Raw genomic sequence first — 22,136 nt, 5'->3', positions numbered from 1 at the left:
CGAATCGAGAACTGCGACACACCGCCACACCCCAGCCCCGTTGGCGATCCAGCCTGTCGACTAATTATTTCAAGACGTCATCCGTTCTCATTGGTGAATGGTTCCGGGTATCGAGCCCCGGCCAGACAGCATTCCGCAGCCTTGCGCGGTCGGCACAGACCGCGCCCTGCACGCCCTCGACCGGCGTGACGCAGCAACCCGATTCCACTAGCAAGCCGAATTCAGGCAGGAAACCTCATGACCGACGCGTTCGAACTCCCCAGCACTCTGGTCCAAGCCCTCCAGCGCCGTGCGGCACAGACGCCGGATCGCCTGGCCCTGCGCTTTCTCGCCGAAACCGAGGAGCAGGGCGTGGTGCTCAGTTACCGCGAACTGGATCAACGCGCGCGCACCATTGCTGGCGCATTGCAGGCCCAGGCTGAGTTCGGTGATCGCGCGGTGCTGCTGTTTCCCAGCGGTCCGGATTACGTCGCGGCGTTCTTCGGTTGCCTGTATGCCGGGGTGATTGCGGTGCCGGCCTATCCGCCGGAGTCCGCCCGGCGTCATCATCAGGAGCGCCTGCTGTCGATCATTGCCGATGCCGAACCGCGTCTGCTGCTGACCAGCGCCGACCTGCGCGATGCCTTGCAGCAAATCGACGGCGCGCCACCGTTGCTGTGCGTCGATACCCTCGACAACACCCTGGCCGAGCGCTGGGTCGAACCGACTTTGCCGCAAGACCACATCGCTTTCCTGCAATACACTTCCGGCTCCACCGCGCTGCCCAAAGGCGTGCAGGTCAGCCACGGCAATCTGGTGGCCAACGAGCTGCTGATCCGCCACGGTTTCGGCATCGACGTGAACCCCGACGACGTGATCGTCAGCTGGCTGCCGCTGTACCACGACATGGGCCTGATCGGCGGATTGCTGCAGCCGATTTTCAGCGGCGTGCCGTGCATCCTGATGTCGCCGGCGTACTTCCTCGGTCGCCCGTTGCGCTGGCTTGAAGCGATCAGCCAATACGGCGGCACCATCAGCGGCGGGCCGGATTTCGCCTACCGCTTGTGCAGCGAGCGGGTCAGCGAATCGGCGCTGGAGCGCCTCGACCTGAGCCGCTGGCGCGTGGCCTATTCCGGCTCCGAACCGATCCGTCTCGATACCCTCGAGCGCTTCGCCGAGAAGTTCACCCCGTGCGGCTTCAGCGAAGACAACTTCATGGCCTCCTATGGCCTGGCCGAGGCGACCCTGTTCGTCGCCGGCACACCGCGTGGCACGGGCATTCCTGCGCTGCGCGTCGATGATCAGGCGCTGGCGCAAAACCGCGCCGAGCCGGGCGACGGCAGCCCGATCATGAGTTGCGGCATCAGCCAGCCGGAGCATGCGGTGCTGATCGTCGAGCCGAACAGCCTGCAAGAACTCAATGACAATGCGGTCGGCGAAGTCTGGGCCGCCGGCCCGAGCATCGCCCACGGCTACTGGCGCAACCCCGAGGCCAGCGCCAAGACCTTCGTCCAGCACGCCGGTCGCACCTGGTTACGCACCGGCGACCTGGGTTTTATCCGCGACGGTGAACTGTTCATCACCGGGCGCCTGAAAGACCTGCTCATCGTGCGCGGCCACAACCTCTATCCGCAGGACATCGAAAAGACGGTCGAGAACGAAGTGGAGGTGGTACGCAAGGGGCGTGTCGCGGCATTCGCGGTCAATCAGGACGGTGAAGAGGGCATCGGCATCGCCGCGGAAATCAGCCGCAGCGTGCAGAAAATCCTGCCACCCGAAGCGTTGATCAAAGCCATTCGCCAAGCGGTCGCCGAAGCGTACCAAGAGGCACCGAGCGTGGTGGTGCTGCTCAATCCGGGCGCGTTGCCGAAGACCTCCAGCGGCAAACTGCAACGCTCGGCGTGCCGCAATCGTCTGGCTGATGGCAGCCTCGACAGCTACGCGGTGTTCCCGTCCGCCGAGCTGCAAGGTACCGAATCGACCCTGGCGGCTTCCGAGCTGGAAACGCTGATCGGCAAGATCTGGGCCGAGCAACTGAGCGTCAGACAAGTCAACGCCGACGATCATTTCTTCCTGCTCGGCGGCAACTCGATTGCGGCAACTCAGGTGATCGCCAAGGTACGCGAAGAACTGGGTCTTGAGCTGAACCTGCGTCTGTTGTTCGAAGCCCCGACCCTGTCCGCCTTCGCCGCAGCCGTGGCACAGCAGCAACAGGACGGCGGCAGCGCCCAAGGCGCAATCACTGCGTTGTCGCGCACGCAAGCACTGCCGCAATCGCTGGCGCAAAACCGGCTGTGGATCACCTGGCAACTCGACCCGCACAGCAGCGCCTACAACATTCCCGGCGCCCTGCGTCTGCGCGGCGAGCTGGACGAAGAGGCGTTGCGCGCCAGCTTCCAGCAACTGATCGAGCGCCACGAATCGCTGCGCACGCGCTTTTTCGAGCGCGACGGTGTGGCGCTGCAACAAGTCGACGCCGCACCTCAATTCAATCTGCAACTGATCGACATCAGCGACCTGCCGGCGCACGAGCGTGAAGCCCGCGCGCAACAGATCCGCGAAGACGAGGCGCGCACTCAATTCGACCTGGAAAAAGGCCCGCTGCTGTGGGTGACGCTGGTGCGTCTCGACGACGAAGATCATCAGCTGCTGGTGACGCTGCATCACATCATCGCCGACGGCTGGTCGCTGAACGTGCTGATCGACGAATTCTCGCGCCTGTACGCTGCGGCATCCCAAGGCCAGCGTGCGGAACTCGCGCCACTGCCGACCCAATACGCCGACTACGGCAGCTGGCAGCGCCAATGGCTGGCACAAGGTGAGGGCGAGCGGCAACTGGCGTACTGGAAAGCCCGACTGGGCGACGAACATCCGGTGCTGGAACTGGCCACCGACCACCCGCGTTCGGCCAAGCAATTGCACAGCGCCGCGCGCCACAGCGTACGCCTCGGCGTCAGCCTCAGTGATGCGATCAAGCAGACTGCGCAGGCACATCAATCGACACCATTCATGCTGTTGCTTTCGGCTTTCCAAAGCCTGCTGCACCGCTACAGCGGTCAGCGCGATATCCGCATCGGCATCCCCAACGCCAACCGTCCGCGCCTGGAAACCCAGGGCCTGATCGGCTTCTTCATCAACACCCAGGTGCTGCGTGCCGAGGTTGATTCGCGGCTGTCGTTTATCGAGTTGCTGGCACAAACCCGCGAGACTGCACTGGGTGCTCAGGCCCATCAGGATCTGCCGTTCGAACAACTGCTCGAAGCGTTCCCGCAGGCTCGCGAACAAGGTCTGTTCCAGGTCATGTTCAACCACCAGCAACGCGACTTGAGTGGGCTCAAACGCCTGCCGGGCCTGCTCGCCGAAGAGTTGCCGTGGCACAGCCGCGAGGCCAAGTTCGACCTGCAACTGCACAGTGAAGAAGATCGTAACGGGCGCCTGACCCTGTCCTTCGACTACGCCGATGAACTGTTCGAGGCGGCGACCATCGAGCGTCTGGCCGAACACTTCAGCAACCTGCTGCGCGCCGTCTGCGAGCAACCGCAACAGGCAATCGGCGACCTGCCATTGCTCACTCCGTGTGAGCACGAGCAGCAACAGGCATGGAGTGTCGCCCCGTGCACCCCGGCGCAACAATGGCTGCCAGAACTGCTTAACGAACAGGCGCGGCAAACTCCGGAACGCACTGCGCTGTTGTGGGACGGTGGCAATCTCGACTTCGCCGAATTACACGCCCAGGCCAATCGCCTCGCGCACTATCTGCGCGATAAAGGCGTCGGCCCGGACGTGTGCGTGGCGATTGCCGCCGAGCGTTCGCCGCAACTGCTGATCGGCCTGCTGGCGATCATCAAGGCCGGTGGCGCTTATGTGCCGCTGGATCCGGATTATCCGGCCGAGCGCTTGGCTTACATGCTCAGCGACAGCGGCGTCGAACTGCTACTGACCCAGACCGCATTGCTCGATCGCTTACCGGCCAGCGCCGGCGTCAGCGTGATCGCCATGGACGCGTTGCACCTGGAAAACTGGCCGAGCCAGGCACCGGGTCTGCACCTGCACGGCGACAATCTCGCCTACGTGATTTACACCTCCGGCTCCACCGGGCAACCGAAAGGCGTCGGCAACACCCACGCCGCGTTGGCCGAACGTCTGCAATGGATGCAGAACAGCTATCGCCTGAACGAAACCGACGTGCTGATGCAAAAGGCGCCGATCAGTTTCGACGTATCGGTGTGGGAATGCTTCTGGCCGCTGATCACTGGCGCGCGTCTGCTGATTGCCGGCCCCGGCGAACACCGTGATCCGCATCGCATCGCGCAACTGGTGCAGGAATACGGTGTGACCACGCTGCACTTTGTGCCGCCGCTGCTCGCGCTGTTCATCGACGAGCCGCTGAGCGCCGAATGCACCAGCCTGCGCCGAGTGTTCTCCGGCGGTGAAGCGCTGCCGGCGGAGCTGCGCAACCGCGTCCTGGCGCAACTGCCGGCGGTGCAACTGCACAACCGTTACGGCCCGACCGAAACCGCGATCAACGTCACCCATTGGCACTGCACCAGCGCCGATGGTGAGCGCTCGCCGATTGGTCGGCCGCTGGGCAATGTGGTTTGCCGCGTGCTCGACGCCGATCTCAATCCCGTGCCGGCCGGTGTGCCGGGTGAACTGTGCATCAGTGGCATCGGTCTGGCCCGGGGTTACCTCGGTCGCCCGGCGCTGACGGCCGAGCGCTTTGTAGTCGACCCGTTGGGCGAGCAGGGCGCACGTTTGTACCGCACCGGTGACCGTGCACGCTGGACCGCTGACGGCGTGATCGAATACCTCGGACGTCTCGATCAGCAGGTCAAACTGCGTGGTTTCCGCGTTGAACCGGAAGAAATCGAAGCGCGCCTGCTGGCTCAAAATGGCGTCGCCCAGGCCGTGGTGCTGGTACGGGAAACCGCAGCCGGCGCGCAACTGATCGGCTACTTCAGCGCTGTCGATGCGAGCGAAGATCAGGACGCGCAGATCGCCCGCCTGAAAACCGCACTGGCCGCCGAGCTGCCGGAGTACATGGTCCCGGCGCAACTGATGCGCCTGGACGCAATGCCCCTCAGCCCAAGCGGCAAACTCGACCGTCGTGCCTTGCCTGAGCCGCAGTGGCAAGTGCGTGAGCACGTCGAACCGGCCACCGAGCTGGAACAACAGATCGCCGCGATCTGGCGTGAAGTGCTGGGTCTGCCACGGATCGGTCTGCGCGACGACTTCTTCGCCCTCGGCGGGCACTCGCTGCTGGCGACGCAAATCATCTCCCGCAGCCGTCAGGCCTGTGACGTCGAGCTGCCGTTGCGCGCCTTGTTCGAGCACAGCGAGCTCGGTGACTTCGCCGAACAGATCCGCCTGATCCAGGCCAGTGGCCAGACCAACCAACAGCCGCCGATTGCCAAAGTCGACCGCCGCCAGGCGGTGCCGCTGTCCTATTCGCAACAGCGCATGTGGTTCCTCTGGCAGATGGAACCGGACAGCCCGGCGTACAACGTCGGTGGCATGGCGCGCCTGCGCGGCGTGTTGCACGTCGAGCATTTCGAGGCGGCCTTGCAGGCGTTGATCCTGCGCCACGAAACCCTGCGCACCACGTTCCCAAGCGTCGATGGCGTGGCCCGTCAGCAGGTGCATGCCGAGACTGGCGTGCGCATGGGCTGGAAAGATTTCTCGAAACTGCCGGCTGACCAGCGTGAACAGAACGTCCAGCAATTCGCCGATGACGAAGCGCATCTGCCGTTCGATCTGGAAAGCGGCCCGCTGCTGCGCGCCTGTCTGGTGAAGACCGCCGAGCACGAACACTACTTCGTGCTGACCCTGCACCACATTGTCACCGAAGGCTGGGCGATGGACATCTTTGCCCGCGAGCTCAGCGCGCTGTACGAAGCGTTCGTCGATGACCGCGATTCGCCGCTGGAAGCATTGCCGGTGCAGTACCTCGACTACAGCGTCTGGCAACGGCAGTGGCTGGAGTCTGGTGAACGTCAGCGCCAGCTCGACTACTGGACCGCGCAACTCGGTCGCGAACATCCGTTGCTGGAACTGCCCGGCGACCGTCCGCGTCCGCCGGTGCAAAGTCATCAGGGCGAACTGTTCCGTTTCGATCTGAGCGACGATCTCGCCGCTCGCGTCCGTGCGTTCAATGCGCAAAACGGTCTGACCCTGTTCATGACCATGACTGCCGCGCTCGCCACCTTGCTCTACCGCTACAGCGGCCAGACCGACCTGCGCATCGGCGCACCGGTGGCCAACCGTATTCGTCCGGAAAGCGAAGGGCTGATCGGCGCATTCCTCAACACTCAGGTGCTGCGTTGCCAGCTCGACGGCCAGATGTCGGTCGGCGAGTTGTTCGAGCAGGTGCGCCACACGGTGATCGAAGGCCAGTCTCATCAGGACCTGCCGTTCGATCATCTGGTCGAAGCGCTGCAACCACCACGCAGCGCGGCGTACAACCCGCTGTTCCAAGTGATGTGCAACGTGCAGCGCTGGGAATTCCAGCAGAGCCGCATGCTCGCCGGGATGACCGTCGAGTACCTGGCCAACGATGCGCGGGCGACCAAGTTCGACCTCAACCTGGAAGTCACCGACCTCGACCATCGCCTCGGTTGCTGCCTGACCTACAGCACCGATCTGTTCGACGAACCGACCATTGCGCGCATGGCCCAGCATTGGCGCAACCTGCTGGAAGCGTTGATCGCCGATCCGCAACAGCGCTTGAGCCAGTTGCCGCTGCTCGACCCGTCTGAGCAACAGCAGTTGCTTGACAGCCTCGGCGTTGAACCGGGCGAACGTCGTCTCGATCAATGCCTCCATCATCTGTTCGCCGAGCAGGCGCTGGCGCGCAAAGATGCCCCGGCCCTGACTTTCGCCGGACAGACCCTGAGCTACGCCGAACTCGACGCCCGCGCCAATCGTCTGGCCTGGGCCCTGCGTGAGCGTGGGGTCGGCCCGCAAGTGCGGGTCGGTCTGGCGCTGGAGCGTTCGCTGGAAATGGTCGTCGGTCTGCTGGCGATTCTCAAGGCGGGTGGCGCTTATGTGCCGCTGGACCCGGAATACCCGCTCGACCGTCTGCATTACATGATCGAAGACAGCCGCATCGGTCTGCTGCTCAGCGACCGCGCGATGTTCAATGCGCTTGGCGCTCTGTCGTCGAACGTGGCGCGCTGGTGCCTGGAAGACGACAGCGCGGCGCTGGTGGATTACCCGGTCAGCGAGTTGCCCTTTATCAGCCTGCCGCAGCATCAGGCCTATCTGATTTACACCTCGGGCTCGACCGGCAAGCCGAAGGGCGTGGTGGTGTCGCACGGTGAAATCGCCATGCATTGCCAGGCGGTGATCGAGCGTTTCGGCATGCGCCCGGACGACTGCGAACTGCACTTCTATTCGATCAACTTCGACGCCGCCACCGAACGTCTGCTGGTGCCGCTGCTCAGCGGCGCGCACGTGGTGCTGCGGGCGCAAGGGCAGTGGGACGCGGAAGAAATCTGCGGCTTGATCCGCACTCATCGGATCAATGTGCTCGGCTTCACCCCAAGTTATGGAAGCCAGTTGGCGCAGTTCCTCGCCACGCAAAATGACATCCTGCCGGTGCGGATGATCATCACCGGCGGCGAGGCGTTGACCGGCGAACATCTGCAGCGGATTCGCGCAGCGTTCAAACCAAGCCTGTTCTTCAACGCCTATGGCCCGACTGAAACCGTGGTCATGCCGCTCGCCAGTCTTGCACCGGAAGTGTTGGAAGAGGGCGCGGGCAGCGTGCCGATCGGCAGCGTGATCGGTGACCGCCTGGCGTACATTCTCGACGCCGATCTGGCGTTGGTGCCGCAAGGCGCGACCGGTGAATTGTTCGTCGGCGGCCCCGGTCTGGCGCAGGGGTATCACGACCGTCCGGGCATCAGCGCCGAGCGCTTTGTCGCTGACCCGTTTGCCGCCGATGGCGGGCGCATGTACCGCACCGGCGACTTGGTGCGCCAGCGTGCCGACGGTTTGGTGGAGTACCTGGGGCGGATCGACCATCAGGTGAAAATCCGTGGTTTCCGTATCGAGTTGGGCGAAATCGAAACCCGTCTGCTCGATCACGCTTCGATCCGTGAAGCGGTGGTGCTGGCGCTGGATGCGCCGAGCGGCAAGCAATTGGTCGGCTATCTGGTCAGCGACGTCGCCGAACAAGGCGAAGCGCAACAAGCCGAATTGCGCGAAGCACTGAAGTCGCACCTCAAGGCGCAATTGCCGGATTACATGGTGCCGACGCACCTGATCCTGTTGGCGAGCATGCCGCTGACCGCCAACGGCAAACTCGACCGCCGCGCCTTGCCGGCACCGGATCCGGAGTTGAACCGTCAGCACTATGTCGCCCCGAGCAATGAGCTGGAGCAGACTCTGGCACAGATCTGGTGCCAGGTGCTTAACGTCGAGCAGGTCGGTCTCAACGACAACTTCTTTGAACTCGGTGGCGACTCGATTCTGTCGATTCAGGTGGTCAGTCGTGCGCGACAGCAGGGCATTCATTTCAGTCCACGGGATCTGTTCCAGCATCAGACGGTGCAGACCCTGGCCGCTGTCGCCAGCCGTAGCGAGCAAGTCACTGCCGAGCAGGGACTGGTGGTCGGTGAGTCGGCGATGACGCCGATTCAGCACTGGTTCTTCGACACTGATATTCCTGAGCGGCAGCACTGGAACCAGGCGTTGCTGCTGGAGCCGAGCGTGGCGCTGGAACCGCATCGTCTGGAGCAGGCGCTGCTGGCAGTGATCGAACAGCACGACGCCCTGCGTCTGCGCTTCACTCAGGCCAACGATCAATGGCAGGCAACGCATCAACCGGTGTCCGACGCCGAGGTGTTGTGGCAAGTGCGGGTGGCGGCGATGGACAAGTGCGCAGCGCTGTTCGCCGATGCCCAGCGCAGTCTCGATCTGCAGAACGGCCCGCTGCTGCGCGCCTTGCTGGTGGATGGTCCCGAAGGGCAGCAACGCCTGTTCATTGCGATTCATCACTTGGTGGTCGACGGCGTGTCGTGGCGCGTTTTGCTCGACGATCTGCAAACCGTGTATCGCCAGCTCGAAGCCGAACAGTCGGTGAAACTGCCGGCGAAAACCAGTGCCTTCAAGGATTGGGCGGCACGTTTGCAGGCCTACGCCGGCAGCGAATCGTTGCGTGAAGAACTGAACTGGTGGCAGACGCAGCTGGCCGGGCCGAACGCCGAACTGCCCTGCGAAAACCCGCAGGGCGGACAGCAGAATCGTCACGCGCAAACCGTCAGCGTGCGCCTGGATGCCGAGCGTACCCAACAACTGCTGCAACAGGCGCCGCGCGCCTACCGCACGCAGGTCAACGACCTGCTGCTGACCGCGCTGGCCCGCGTGCTGTGCCGCTGGAGCGGGCAGCCGTCGGCATTGATTCAACTGGAAGGCCACGGCCGCGAAACCCTGTTCGACGAGATCGACCTGACCCGCACCGTCGGCTGGTTCACCAGCGCCTATCCATTACGCCTGACCCCGCACAACATCGAAGAGGCCGCCGGACAGGGCGCTTCGATCAAGGCGATCAAGGAGCAACTGCGCGCCGTGCCGCACAAAGGTCTCGGTTATGGGGTGCTGCGTTATCTGGCCGATGACCTCAGCCAGCGCAGCATGGCGGCGTTGCCGAACGCACCGGTGACCTTCAACTACCTCGGCCAGTTCGACCAGAGTTTCGCCAGCGATGCGCTGTTCCGTCCGCTGGATGAGCCGGTTGGTGCGGCCCACGATCCGCAGGCGCCGTTGCCCAACGAGTTGAGCATCGACAGTCAGGTGTACGGCGGTGAATTGCTGCTGCGCTGGACCTTCAGCGCCGAGCGTTATGACGCGCAGACCATCAACGATCTGGCCGACGCCTACCTCGGCGAGCTGCAAAGCCTGATCGGCCATTGCCTGCAAGACACTGCTGGCGGCCTGACACCTTCGGACTTCCCGCTGGCGAAACTGACCCAGGCGCAACTCGATGCACTGCCGGTACCGGCGGCGCACATCGAAGACGTCTACCCGCTGACGCCGATGCAGGAAGGCATGTTGCTGCACACCTTGCTCGAACCGGGCACCGGTCTGTACTACATGCAGGATCGCTACCGCATCAACAGCGAGCTCGATCCCGAGCGTTTCGCCCATGCCTGGCAAGCGGTGGTCGCCCGTCATGAAGCGCTGCGTGCATCGTTCTGCTGGAACGTCGGCGAGGACATGCTGCAAGTGATCCACACCCCGGGTCGCACACCGATCGAGTATCTGGACTGGAGCGCCGTTGCCGAGGACGAGCAAGAACCGAAGCTGCAGGCGCTGCTGAAAAGCGAGCGCGAGGCCGGGTTCGATCTGCTCAATCAGGCACCGTTCCACCTGCGCCTGATCAAGGTCGGCGCAGCGCGTTACTGGTTCATGATGAGCAACCACCACATCCTCATCGATGCCTGGTGCCGTTCGCTGCTGATGAACGATTTCTTCGAGATCTACACCGCCCTTGGTGAAGGACGCGAAGCACAGTTGTCGGTGCCGCCGCGTTACCGCGACTACATCGGCTGGCTGCAACGCCAGAGCCTGGCCGAGGCGCGGCAGTGGTGGCAACAGAACCTGCAAGGTTTCGAACGCACCACGCCGATCCCGAGCGACCGACCGTTCCTTCGTGAACACGCTGGCGAAAGCGGCGGCATGATCGTTGGCGACCGCTACACGCGACTGAATGTCGAGGACGGCGCCCGTCTACGTGAGCTGGCCCAGGCCCATCAACTGACCATCAACACCTTCGCTCAAGCCGCGTGGGCCTTGGTGCTGCGCCGCCTGAGCGGTGATCGCGACGTGCTGTTCGGCGTGACCGTGGCCGGGCGTCCGGTGGAGATGCCGGAGATGCAACGCACCGTCGGCCTGTTCATCAACAGTATCGCGTTGCGGGTGCAGATCCCGGCGGACGATCAGCGCGCCAGTGTGCGCCAGTGGTTGAGCGGCCTGCTCGACAGCAACATGCAACTGCGCGAGTACGAATACCTGCCGCTGGTGAACATCCAGGAGCAGAGCGAATTGCCCAAAGGCCAGCCGCTGTTCGACAGCCTGTTCGTGTTCGAGAACGCCCCGGTGGAAGTCTCGGTGCTGGACCGTGCGCAGAGCCTCAATGCGACCTCGGACTCCGGCCGCACCCACACCAACTTCCCCCTGACGGCGGTGTGCTACCCGGGCGATGACCTCGGTCTGCACCTGTCGTATGACCAGCGCTACTTCGACGAGTCGACCATCGAACGCATGCTCGGCGAGTTCAAGCGCCTGCTGCTGGCGTTGGTCGAAGGCTTCCATGGCGACATGGCTGATCTGCCGCTGCTGGGGGCCGAGGAACAGGACTTCCTGCTCCACGGTTGCAATCAGAGCGCGCACGACTATCCGCTCGAGCAGAGCTACGTGGCGCTGTTCGAAGCGCAGGTCGCGGCGCATCCGCAGCGCATCGCCGCTACGTGCCTTGATCAGCAACTGAGCTATGCCGCGCTCAATCAGAATGCCAACCGTCTCGGTCATGCACTGGTTGCGGCCGGGGTGCAGCTGGATCAACCGGTGGCGTTGCTGGCCGAACGAAATCTTGATCTGCTGGGGATGATCATCGGCAGCTTCAAGGCCGGTGCCGGTTACCTGCCGCTGGATCCGGGCCTGCCGAGCCAGCGTCTGCAACGCATCATCGAGTTGAGCCGCACGCCGGTGCTGGTGTGCAGCGAAGCCTGCCGCGACCAGGCGCAGACCTTGCTCGATGAGTTCAGCTGCGCCAACCGCCCACGGCTGTTGGTCTGGGAAGAGGTGCAGGAGTTGGCGACCTCCGCGCAAAACCTCGGCATTTACAGCGGCCCGGACAACCTGGCCTACGTGATCTACACCTCGGGTTCCACCGGCTTGCCGAAAGGCGTGATGGTCGAGCAGCGCGGCATGCTCAACAACCAGTTGAGCAAGGTGCCGTACCTGCAACTGACCGACGCCGACGTGATCGCGCAGACCGCTTCGCAAAGCTTCGATATTTCGGTCTGGCAGTTCCTCGCCGCGCCGCTGTTCGGGGCGCGGGTGGACATTGTGCCGAACACCATCGCCCACGATCCGCAGGGGTTGCTGGTGCATGTACAGGCGCAGGGCATCACCGTGCTGGAGAGCGTGCCGTCGCTGATTCAGGGCATGCTCGCTTCTGATCGCCTGAGCCTCGACGGCCTGCGCTGGATGCTGCCGACCGGTGAAGCGATGCCGCCGGAACTGGCGCACCAATGGCTGCTGCGCTACCCGGACATCGGTCTGGTCAATGCCTACGGGCCGGCGGAATGCTCGGATGACGTGGCGTTCTTCCGGGTGGACATGGCCTCGACTCGCGGCAGTTACTTGCCGATCGGTACGCCGACCGACAACAACTTGCTGTACCTGGTCGATGGCGCGCTGGAGCTGGTGCCGTTGGGTGCAGTGGGTGAGTTGTGCGTGGCCGGCACCGGCGTCGGTCGCGGTTACGTCAGCGATCCGTTGCGCACCGCGCCGGTGTTTGTGCCGAACCCGTTCGGTGCGCCGGGCGAGCGTCTGTATCGCACCGGTGACCTCGCGCGGCGGCGCAGTGACGGGGTGCTGGAGTACGTCGGCCGGGTTGACCATCAGGTGAAGATTCGCGGTTACCGCATCGAACTGGGTGAAATCGAAGCGCGTCTGCACGAACAACCGGAAGTCCGCGATGCGGCGGTCGGCGTGCAGGAAGGCGTGAATGGCAAGCACCTGGTCGGCTATCTGGTCGCGGCGGATTCGGCGCTCAACCCGAGCGAGCGTCTGGAGCGAATCAAGCAACGCCTGCGCAGCGAACTGCCGGAATACATGGTGCCGTTGCACTGGTTGTGGCTCGATCAACTGCCGCACAACGCCAACGGCAAACTCGACCGCAAGGCCTTGCCGGCGCTGGAGATCGGCCAGTTGCAGAGTCAGGATTACCTGGCCCCGCGCAACGAGCTGGAGCAGACCCTGGCGGACATCTGGGCCGAAGTGCTCAAGGTCGACAAGGTTGGGGTGCGCGACAACTTCTTCGAGCTGGGCGGTCATTCGTTGCTGGCGACGCAGATCGCTTCGCGGGTGCAGAAAACCCTGCAACGCGATGTGCCGCTGCGGGCGATGTTCGAGTGCAGCACGGTGCAGGAGCTGGCCGAGTACATCGAAGGCCTGGCGGCCGGAGACATGACCGAGGACAAGGTGGATCGCTTGAATGATCTGATGGCGGAGCTTGAAGGCTTGTAATCTTCGGCGTCTGTACCGGCCCCTTCGCTGGCAAGCCAGCTCCCACAGTGATCCATGTGTCCACATATTTTGTGTTCACCGTAGAACCTGTGGGAGCTGGCTTGCCAGCGATGGCGTCAGTGAATTCAACACAAATAAACCGGCATATTCACGTACATTTCCAAGGTTGACGATCATGAACCGGCAGCTCAGTCTGCCGGTTCTCTTTTTTGTCTCGGGGGGTGGTCGATGCCTTTCTTCACGGTTGACGGACAAGCGCTGCACTACATTGATCAAGGCACCGGCCCGGCCGTGTTGCTGGCGGGCAGTTATCTGTGGGACACGGCCATGTGGGCGCCGCAGATCGCTGCATTGTCGCCGCACTATCGGGTGATTGCGCTGGACCTGTGGGGCCATGGCGAATCCGGGCGCTTGCCGCCAGGCACCACCTCGCTGGATGACATCGCGCGGCAGGTCGAGGCCTTGCTCGATCATCTGCAGATCGAACGGGTCACGCTGGTGGGCCTGTCGGTCGGCGGCATGTGGGGCGTGCGTCTGGCGTTGTCGGCACCGCAACGGATCAACGGTCTGGTGCTGCTCGACACTTACGTCGGCGTCGAGCCTGAGCCGACCCGGCAGTACTACTTCTCGCTGTTCAGGCAGATCGAGGAAAGCGGCGAGATTTCCGAACAATTGCTCGACATCGTGGTACCGATCTTCTTCCGCCCGGGCATCGATCCGCAGTCGGCGCTGTATCAGGACTTCCGCGCCAAACTCGCGGCCTACACCGCTGATCGCTTGCGCGAAAGCATCGTGCCAATGGGGCGCATCACCTTCAGTCGGGATGACCTCTTGCCGCGTCTGCGCGAGTTGAATGCTGCGACCACCCTGGTGCTGTGCGGCGATCAGGACAAACCGCGACCGCCGTCGGAAGCACAGGAAATGGCTGAGTTGATCGGTTGCCCGTGGGTGCTGGTGCCGGAGGCGGGGCATATTTCCAATCTGGAGAACCCGCAGTTTGTTACTGAGGTGCTGTTCGCCTTCCTGGCTGAGCGCCATTGAAAAACATCGCAGCCTGCGATTCCCCTGTAGGAGCTGCCGCAGGCTGCGATCTTTTGATCTAGCTTATTTCGGCCCGAGAATCTTCGTCAGCTTCTCCGGCGAAGGCGCGCCTTGCTGCTGTTGCAGCTCCCCCTTGTCATCCATGTAGAAAATCGCCGGTGTCGCCTGCAGTTCCAGGTCTTCCATCAACTGCATGTTGGCGGCCAGTTTGGTCTGCACCGCTTTTGGAATGTCTTTCAATGGCTTGAGGGTGCTGGCCTTGCCGGCTTTCTCGTGATCTTCCAGGGCCTTGGCCGGATCTTTCGCCGCCAGCAGCGCAGCGGATTTCGCCGGACTGTCTTCGCGGATGATCCCGACCATGATGTGCCGCAACTGCACTTTGCCGGCCTTGACCCATGGCCGCGCCTGTTCCCAGAACATGTTGCAGTACGGGCAGTTCGGATCGCTGAACAGGTACACGGTGCGTGGTGCATCCTTGTTGCCGTCCTGAATCCAGTTGCTGGCTTCGAACTTGCCCCAGATTTCCTTGGCCATCGGCGCATAAACCATTTTCTGCAATGGCTCGCTGCTCAGATCCTTGCCGTCGGCGTCGTACAGATTGCCGAGCAGCACGTGTTGGCCGTCTGGCGTCAGGTACAGCGCCATGCCACGGTTCTGGTACTGCGCCGCATAACCGCGCAAGCCGTCCGGGGCGTCGAACTGACCGACGATTTTTGCGCCCTTGGCTTCGATCTGCTTGATCGCGGCGGGCAATTCTTCAGCGGCCTGCACCGACGGCAGGTGCAGCAGGGCAGTGCCCAGAGTCAGCGTCAGCAGGTGGCGGAGGCGGGGCATGGCAGTTTCCTTGCAGAGGTGGCCGGTGCGGCGGTTGGATTCGGGATGTCGAAGTTTTCCAAGGCGCGGGCCAGACTGGCGTTCGACAGTTCGCCCAGATGACTGCTCAACAAGCGACCGTCAGGGCTGTAGAACAGCGTAGTCGGCAACGCCATGGAACCCACGGCTTGACCCAGTCGACCGCTGCGGTCAAACAGCACGTTGTTCAGGCTCAGGCCCTGGGTTTCCAGGAAGGTGGCAACGCTTTGCATGCTTTCGGCCTGATTGACGAACAGAAAGGTCAGGTCCGGGCGTTGTTGCTGAGCGTTTTCCAGCACCGGCATCTCGCGCCGGCACGGCGGGCACCAGGTCGCCCACAGGTTGATCACCAATGGACCGCCCTGATAGTCGCTGAGCTGGATGGTCTCGCCGGCGGCGTTGCGCAGGGTGATTTCCGGCAGGCGCGTGCCTTGTTCGTAGATGTTCAGCGACAGGGTCGCCAACAGCCAGAACAGCACACCGCTGGCCACGCCAAAACCCAATGGCCGACGCAGGCCGGGGCGGCGCCAGCCACGATAGAGAGCGGCGAGCAGCAGCACGATCACCCCCGGCCAGGCGAGGAAACCGCCGTCGCGCAGGTCGATGATCTGCCACGGATCGTTACGATAGTGACCCCAATACAGGGCGACAAACGCCACGCGTGCCGCGAGCATGCCCAGCAAAAACAGGCTGAACAGCGCTGACTCGGGATTATCGCCACCACGCTTGGCCACCCGCCAGCCGACAAAGGTCGCCAGCGCCAGGGCACTGATCAGCAGCAGGTGGTTAAGCGCGATGGCAAAGGTGCCGAGGGTGAACGTCAGCATTAATTGGCGTCTCGGGTGGTAGTCCAGCGTTGCAGGAACGTCTCGGCATCCACCTCACCGGTGATGCGCTGGCTACGTCGTTCTTCGCCGTCGGTGCCGATCCAGACAAAACTTGGTGGCCCAGGGACTTTGTAGCGGCCGAGCAGCTCGCGGCTGGCGGCGTTGTCAGCAGTGACATCGAGGCGCAGCAGGCGCACGTCGCTCAGCGCCTGCATGACCTTGTCCTTGCCGAACACCTGTTTTTCCATGACTTTGCACGACACGCACCAGTCGGCGTAGTAATCGAGCAGCACCCACTGGCCCTGAGCCTTGGCGCTATCCAGTTCGCGCTGCAGGGCGGCCGGATCCTTGATCGTGGTGAACGCGTCATGCCCGCTCGGCGTAGCGCTGGCGGCCCGACCGGCGCTGTACACCTGCAACGGCTGATACGGGTCGTCGCTGCCACCGGCAGCGCCGATCAGCAACAGGCTGCCCCACAGACCGAGCAACAACGAACTGGCGCCGAACACCTGGGCAACCCGGCCGAAGCCGTCCGATTGCTTCCACGCACAGAACGCGGCGATCAGCAGCAGCGCGCCGCACAGGCCCAGCCACAGCGACGAGTCCAGCACCGGGCGCAACATCAGCAGCGCGGTCGCGAGGAACAGGAAACCGAAGATGCCCTTGAGCAGGTTCATCCACGCGCCAGGCTTTGGCAGGAAGCGATTGCCGACGGTCACCAACAGCAACAGCGGCACCCCGATACCGATGCCCAACGCAAACAGAATCAATCCACCGTGCAGCGCATTGCCGCTCTGCGCGATGTACAGCAAAGCGCCGGCCAGTGGCGCGGTCATGCACGGGCCGACCAGCAGACCGGACAATGCGCCGAGCACCCCGGCACCGATCAGGCTGCCGCCATTGCGGCTGCGCGAAGCGTGTTCGAGGCGATCACGCAAGGCCACCGGCAGTTGCAATTCGAAGAAGCCGAACATCGGCAATGCCAGCACCACGAACACTGCAGCGAAGGCACCCAGAAGCCACGGATTTTGCAGCCATGCCTGCAGATTGGCGCCGAGCAGCGCGGCGATCACTCCCATGGCCGCATACACCAGCGCCATGCAGATCACATAGCTGCTGGCCAGGGCGAACCCACGGCGCGGGGTGGCACCACTGCCGACAATCATGCCCGCCAGAATCGGCAGCATCGGCAACGAACACGGAGTAAACGCCAGCAACAGGCCGAGGCCGAAGAACACCAGCAGGCTCCAGCCCAGCGCCCGTTGCTGCAGGCTGCTGGCCAAGGCCTGGTCCGGCGCTTCGGCACTGTATGTTGGCGTTGCTTGACCGCCCAGATCGATGACCCGGGTCTGCGGCGGGTAACACAGGCCGGCATCGGCGCAGCCCTGGTAACTGACCTTGATCTGACCGCTGGCCGAGGCCGGAATTTTTACCTCCAGCCCCTGGCGATACACCGGTTGTTCACCGAAGAATTCGTCACTGTGCGACTCGCCCTCGGGCAACGCCGGCTGCTGCTCTGCCGTCAAACCGTCGAATTTCAGGCGTTTCTGGTACAGGTAATAGCCGTCGGTGATTTGCCAGAACAGCTGGGTTTCCCCGGACTCAAGGCGTTCGGAGGTGAGCACGAAGGCTTTGTCGACCGGCAGAAACTCCGGTTTGGTCTCGAATGGATTGTTTCCCGCCTGGGCCAGGCCGGAGATCAGCAGTGCAAACAAAAGAAAAAAATGACGCATGGAGGAGCCTTGTCCCTGTGCAAGTGGGGGCACAATGGTGGATGGCGATTAACCGATGATTAACCGTCACGCCCTTGTCGCTGTGGCGTTGGGCGCCATAATGTCAGCTTAATCGGCCAACGGCCTAATCGGCTTTTTTCTACGGGACGGATCATGCACGTACTGGTTTGCGAAGACGATGAACTGATCGCCAGCGGTATCGTTGCCGGTCTCTCGGCGCAGGGCCTGACGGTCGAGCACGTCAACACCGCCTCGAAAGCGCGAGCGATGCTCAAAGTTGCCGAATTCGACGTGATGGTGCTCGATCTCGGCCTGCCTGACGAAGATGGCCTCAAGTTGCTGCAACAACTGCGTCAGCAGGGCCTGGAAATTCCGGTGCTGATCCTGACCGCGCGCGACTCGGTGACCGACCGGGTCGATGGCTTGCAGGCCGGGGCCGATGACTATCTGCTTAAACCCTTCGATCTGCGTGAGCTGTTCGCCCGTCTGCAAACTCTATTGCGCCGGGTCGCCGGACGCAGCGTCAACCTGATCGAACACGGCGCGCTGACCTACGACCCGAGCAGCCGTGAAACGACTCTGGCCGGGCAACCGGTGGACTTGTCGCGGCGCGAGCAATCGCTGTTGCAGGCGCTGCTGCACAACCGTGGCCGGGTGCTGTCCACCGAGCAGTTGAAGGACAGCGTCTACGGCTTCAACGACGAGTTGGAGAGCAACGCACTCAACGTGCATATCCATCACCTGCGCAGCAAACTCGGCAAGGGCATCGTCGAAACCGTGCGCGGTCTGGGCTATCGCCTCGGGCCGGCAGATGGTGGAGAGCAACAGAAGTGATGAGTCTGCGTCTGCGCCTGAGTCTGACCCTCGGCGCCGCGTTCGCCCTGATCTGGGCGCTGGCCGCGGCGTGGATGCTCAGCGACTTGCGCAATCAGATGATGTTTTCCCTCGACCAGCGGCTGGTGGCTTCGGCGCGCATGGTCGCCGGACTGCTGGAGCAACTGCCGGCGTTGCCGAGCAAGGGCGAGGGCACCCATTTCAGTGCCGAACAGTTGAATATTCCCGGCGGCATGGCCTGTCAGGTCAGCTCTTTGCGCGGGGAAATCCTGGCCCGCAGCCACAGCAGCCCCGAGCAAACCCTGGAAGCGGAAAAAATGGGCTTCCATGACCAGATGATCGATGGCGCGCCGTGGCGCAGTTTTACGCTCGCGCGAGGTGATGTGCGGATCACCACTGCCGACCGGCAGATCGAGCGCGAAGCGCTGAACATGTCAATCCTGCTGGCGGCTTCGGTGCCGGTCGGCGTGGCGTTGCTCGGTTGCCTGTGCCTGTTGTGGCTGGGCATTGGCCAGGGGCTGGCGCCGCTCAATCGCCTGCGCGAAGCCTTGATGCGGCGTAACGCCGACTCGCTTGAGCCATTGCAGTTGCAGTCGTTTCCCAGTGAATTGAAACCGTTGCTCGATACGCAGAACCAGCTGTTCCAGCGCATCGGCAAGACCATCGAACGCGAGCGTCGCCTGACCGGTGACGCCGCCCACGAACTGCGCAGCCCGCTGACCGCGATCAAGACCCACCTGCAAGTGGCGCGCATGACCGAAGGCAGTGCCCGTGATCAGTCGCTGGCCCGGGCCGAGGAGGGCGCCGACCGCATGCACCGCACCCTGGAGCAACTGCTGTTGCTGGCGCGGGTCGAGGGCAGTCTTTCGTTCGACGACGGCGTGCAATGCAGCGCCGAGCAGGTGGCGAAACTGGCGATGCAGGATGCGGCCGGTGGTGAATGCCAGCGCATCAAGTTGCAATTGCCCAAGCAGCTTTCCAATGCGCCCGTGCAAATGCCGGCGGTGCTGTCGATTGCCGCGTTGCGCAATCTGCTCGACAACGCCCTGCGCCATACCCCGGCAGACGCTGAGGTGGAGCTGAGTCTGGAAACCGTCGGCCAGCGCGCCCGCTTTGTGGTGCGCGACCATGGTCCCGGAATTGCGGCGGAAGATCTGCAACACCTGACCCAACGCTTCTGGCGCAACGGCCAGAGCACCGGCTGCGGACTGGGCCTGGCGATTGTGCAAGCCATCGTCCAGCGCTGCGCTTGCACCCTGCATTTCGACAGCCGGCCGGATGGCTTGCGAGTCGAATTGACGATGCCCTTGCAACCCGTCTGAACTCACCACCATCCCTGTAGGAGCTGCCGAAGGCTGCGATCTTTTGATCTTGATCTTGAAAAACAAAATCAAAAGATCGCAGTCTGCGGCAGCTCTTACAGGGGATTTGTGTGGGTCCACATCAAATGTAACGTCTGTGCGTTGGTGCTTTGGCAATTGCGGCGTTAAGGTCGGGGCTGCTCTGACTCAATGGATTGAGGGAACGTGCCATGGAAGCATCGATCTGCATCTGCCCGGCGAAACCCGCCGACGCTGGCCTCATCAGTCGCATCATCGAGCGTTCGATTCGCGTCGGATGTGTGCTCGATCACCGCAACGATCCGCAGCAGGTCAGCCACTGGATCGGCCGGCAATCTGCCGATGTCATCAGCGCGCACCTTGCCGACGCGCATTGCTACCTGAATATCGCCTTGATGCAGGACAAGCCGGTGGGTGTCGGCATGGCCACGGCCAGCGGTGAGATCGGCTTTTGCCATGTGCAGCCCGAATGGTTTCGTCGTGGCGCAGGCCGCGCACTGATGATGGACCTTGAAGGCTGGCTGCGGATTCGTGGTGTGCCGCAGGTGTGCATCGCCAGCACACGCACCGGTGCGGCTTTTTATCGACATCTGGGCTACTGCAATTCGGCGCTATCCGCCAGCGATCAGGGCTTGCACCGTGTTGCGCTGCACAAGCCATTGGTGGTGCCCGACTGACAACTCGATCAAGGGTCTAAATCCTCGCCTCGCTTAAGCGTTTCCAGAACAGGAAAACCTGCATGTGCGCCCCGCGACCGGAACGCGCACCTGTGCGGTGTGCTGTTTTGGTCACTATCCATAGCGTATTGAGGGGTCGAGAGATGTCAGTCGCCACCAGCCTTATCGAAGAGTCGTCGGCCCGGATCACCTCCGCGCCGGCGGAAACCCTGTATCAGTTCAACGAATCACCGCTGCTGGCCCGCCAGAGTCAGCAGGAATCCAATGCCCGCAGCTACCCGCGACGCATTCCGCTGGCACTCAAGCGCGCCAAGGGCCTGTACGTCGAAGATGTCGAAGGTCGGACCTTCATCGATTGCCTGGCCGGTGCCGGCACGTTGGCTTTGGGCCATAACCACCCGGTGGTGATCGAGGCGATTCAGCAAGTGCTGACGGATGAGTTGCCGCTGCACACCCTCGACCTGACCACGCCGGTCAAGGATCAGTTTGTCCAGGACCTGTTCGGTTTGCTCCCGCCAGCACTGGCGGCCGAGGCGAAAATCCAGTTCTGTGGCCCGACCGGCACCGACGCGGTGGAAGCCGCGCTGAAACTGGTGCGCACCGCCACCGGGCGCAGCACCGTGCTGTCGTTCTCCGGCGGTTATCACGGCATGAGCCAGGGTGCCTTGAGCCTGATGGGCAGCCTGGGGCCGAAAAAGCCGCTGGGCGCCTTGCTCAGCAACGGTGTGCAATTCATGCCGTTCCCTTACGACTACCGTTGCCCGTTCGGCCTCGGTGGCGCGGCCGGTGTCAAAGCCAACCTGAGTTATCTGGAAAACCTGCTCAACGATCCTGAAGCCGGCGTGCAATTGCCGGCAGCGGTGATTGTCGAAGCGGTGCAGGGCGAGGGCGGGGTGATTCCGGCCGACGTCGAGTGGCTGCGCGGCTTGCGTCGGATCACCGAAAAGGCCGGTGTGGCGCTGATCGTCGACGAGATCCAGAGCGGTTTCGCCCGCACCGGCAAGATGTTTGCCTTCGAACACGCCGATATCGTCCCGGACGTGGTGGTGTTGTCCAAAGCCATCGGCGGCAGCCTGCCACTGGCGGTGGTGGTCTATCGCGACTGGCTCGACACCTGGCAACCCGGTGCCCATGCCGGTACGTTCCGTGGCAATCAGATGGCGATGGCCGCCGGTTCCGCGGTGATGCGTTATCTGCTCGAACACAAGGTCTGCGAACACGCTGCGGCGATGGGCGAACGCCTGAGCGAACACCTGCGCATACTGCAACGCGACTTCCCGCAACTGGGCGACATTCGTGGTCGTGGCTTGATGCTCGGCGTCGAACTGGTTGACCCGAACGGCGCACCGGACGCCCTTGGTCACCCACCCGCGTTCGCCCGTCTGGCACCGCTGGTGCAGCGTGAATGCCTCAAGCGCGGACTGATTCTCGAATTGGGCGGCCGGCATGGCGCGGTGGTGCGCTTCCTGCCGCCGCTGGTGATCACCGCCGCCGAAATCGACCGCGTCGCCGAGATCTTCGGCCGGGCTCTGACCGCTGCCACCGCCGCTGTGTAAATTTTTCGCCGCGCCGAACGTTCTATCTACATACCCGGCT

9 protein-coding genes are annotated in these 22,136 nt (G+C 63.1%); 6 read left to right on the top strand and 3 right to left on the bottom strand.

Annotation, left to right across the window (positions count from 1 at the left end; translation table 11 throughout):
• Positions 1 to 237 precede the first annotated feature (237 nt).
• Positions 238 to 13,236: a non-ribosomal peptide synthetase gene (locus ABV589_RS05890; protein ID WP_367085244.1), complete on the top strand. Its 12,999-nt coding sequence runs from the start codon at positions 238 to 240 to the stop codon at positions 13,234 to 13,236.
• A gap of 228 nt (positions 13,237 to 13,464) precedes the next feature.
• On the top strand, positions 13,465 to 14,277 hold the full coding sequence (locus ABV589_RS05885; RefSeq protein ID WP_367085243.1) for an alpha/beta fold hydrolase: 813 nt from the start codon (positions 13,465 to 13,467) through the stop codon (positions 14,275 to 14,277).
• A gap of 63 nt (positions 14,278 to 14,340) precedes the next feature.
• Here the strand turns inward: ABV589_RS05885 and dsbG are convergent, their stop codons facing one another.
• Genes dsbG through dsbD form a run of 3 tightly spaced genes read right to left on the bottom strand, consistent with a single transcriptional unit; the run spans position 14,341 to position 17,689 of the window.
• Entirely contained in the window at positions 14,341 to 15,111 is a 771-nt protein-coding gene (gene dsbG, locus ABV589_RS05880; RefSeq protein ID WP_367085242.1) for a thiol:disulfide interchange protein DsbG, read from the bottom strand.
• Positions 15,087 to 15,956 carry a TlpA disulfide reductase family protein gene (locus ABV589_RS05875; RefSeq protein ID WP_003226672.1) on the bottom strand — a complete coding sequence of 290 codons (870 nt, stop codon included), beginning with the start codon at positions 15,954 to 15,956 and terminating at the stop codon, positions 15,087 to 15,089. The genes dsbG and ABV589_RS05875 overlap by 25 nt, the downstream gene beginning before the upstream one ends.
• Positions 15,956 to 17,689: a protein-disulfide reductase DsbD gene (gene dsbD, locus ABV589_RS05870; RefSeq protein ID WP_367085241.1), complete on the bottom strand. Its 1,734-nt coding sequence runs from the start codon at positions 17,687 to 17,689 to the stop codon at positions 15,956 to 15,958. The genes ABV589_RS05875 and dsbD overlap by 1 nt, the downstream gene beginning before the upstream one ends.
• 153 nt (positions 17,690 to 17,842) lie before the next feature.
• On the opposite strand from dsbD, the gene ABV589_RS05865 reads away from it, so the two are divergent.
• The 4 genes from ABV589_RS05865 to ABV589_RS05850 all read left to right on the top strand — a co-directional run bounded on the left by ABV589_RS05865 (position 17,843) and on the right by ABV589_RS05850 (position 22,096).
• Positions 17,843 to 18,523: a response regulator gene (locus ABV589_RS05865; protein WP_367085240.1), complete on the top strand. Its 681-nt coding sequence runs from the start codon at positions 17,843 to 17,845 to the stop codon at positions 18,521 to 18,523.
• On the top strand, positions 18,523 to 19,845 hold the full coding sequence (locus tag ABV589_RS05860; RefSeq protein WP_367085239.1) for an ATP-binding protein: 1,323 nt from the start codon (positions 18,523 to 18,525) through the stop codon (positions 19,843 to 19,845). The genes ABV589_RS05865 and ABV589_RS05860 overlap by 1 nt, the downstream gene beginning before the upstream one ends.
• 209 nt (positions 19,846 to 20,054) lie before the next feature.
• Positions 20,055 to 20,540 carry a GNAT family N-acetyltransferase gene (locus tag ABV589_RS05855; protein ID WP_367085238.1) on the top strand — a complete coding sequence of 162 codons (486 nt, stop codon included), beginning with the start codon at positions 20,055 to 20,057 and terminating at the stop codon, positions 20,538 to 20,540.
• Between the two features lie 143 nt (positions 20,541 to 20,683).
• Positions 20,684 to 22,096: an aspartate aminotransferase family protein gene (locus tag ABV589_RS05850; protein ID WP_367085237.1), complete on the top strand. Its 1,413-nt coding sequence runs from the start codon at positions 20,684 to 20,686 to the stop codon at positions 22,094 to 22,096.
• The last annotated feature ends 40 nt before the right edge of the window (positions 22,097 to 22,136 follow it).

Source organism: Pseudomonas sp. HOU2, assembly GCF_040729435.1.
Lineage (GTDB): Bacteria > Pseudomonadota > Gammaproteobacteria > Pseudomonadales > Pseudomonadaceae > Aquipseudomonas.
This window is presented reverse-complemented; position numbering and strand designations above follow the sequence as displayed.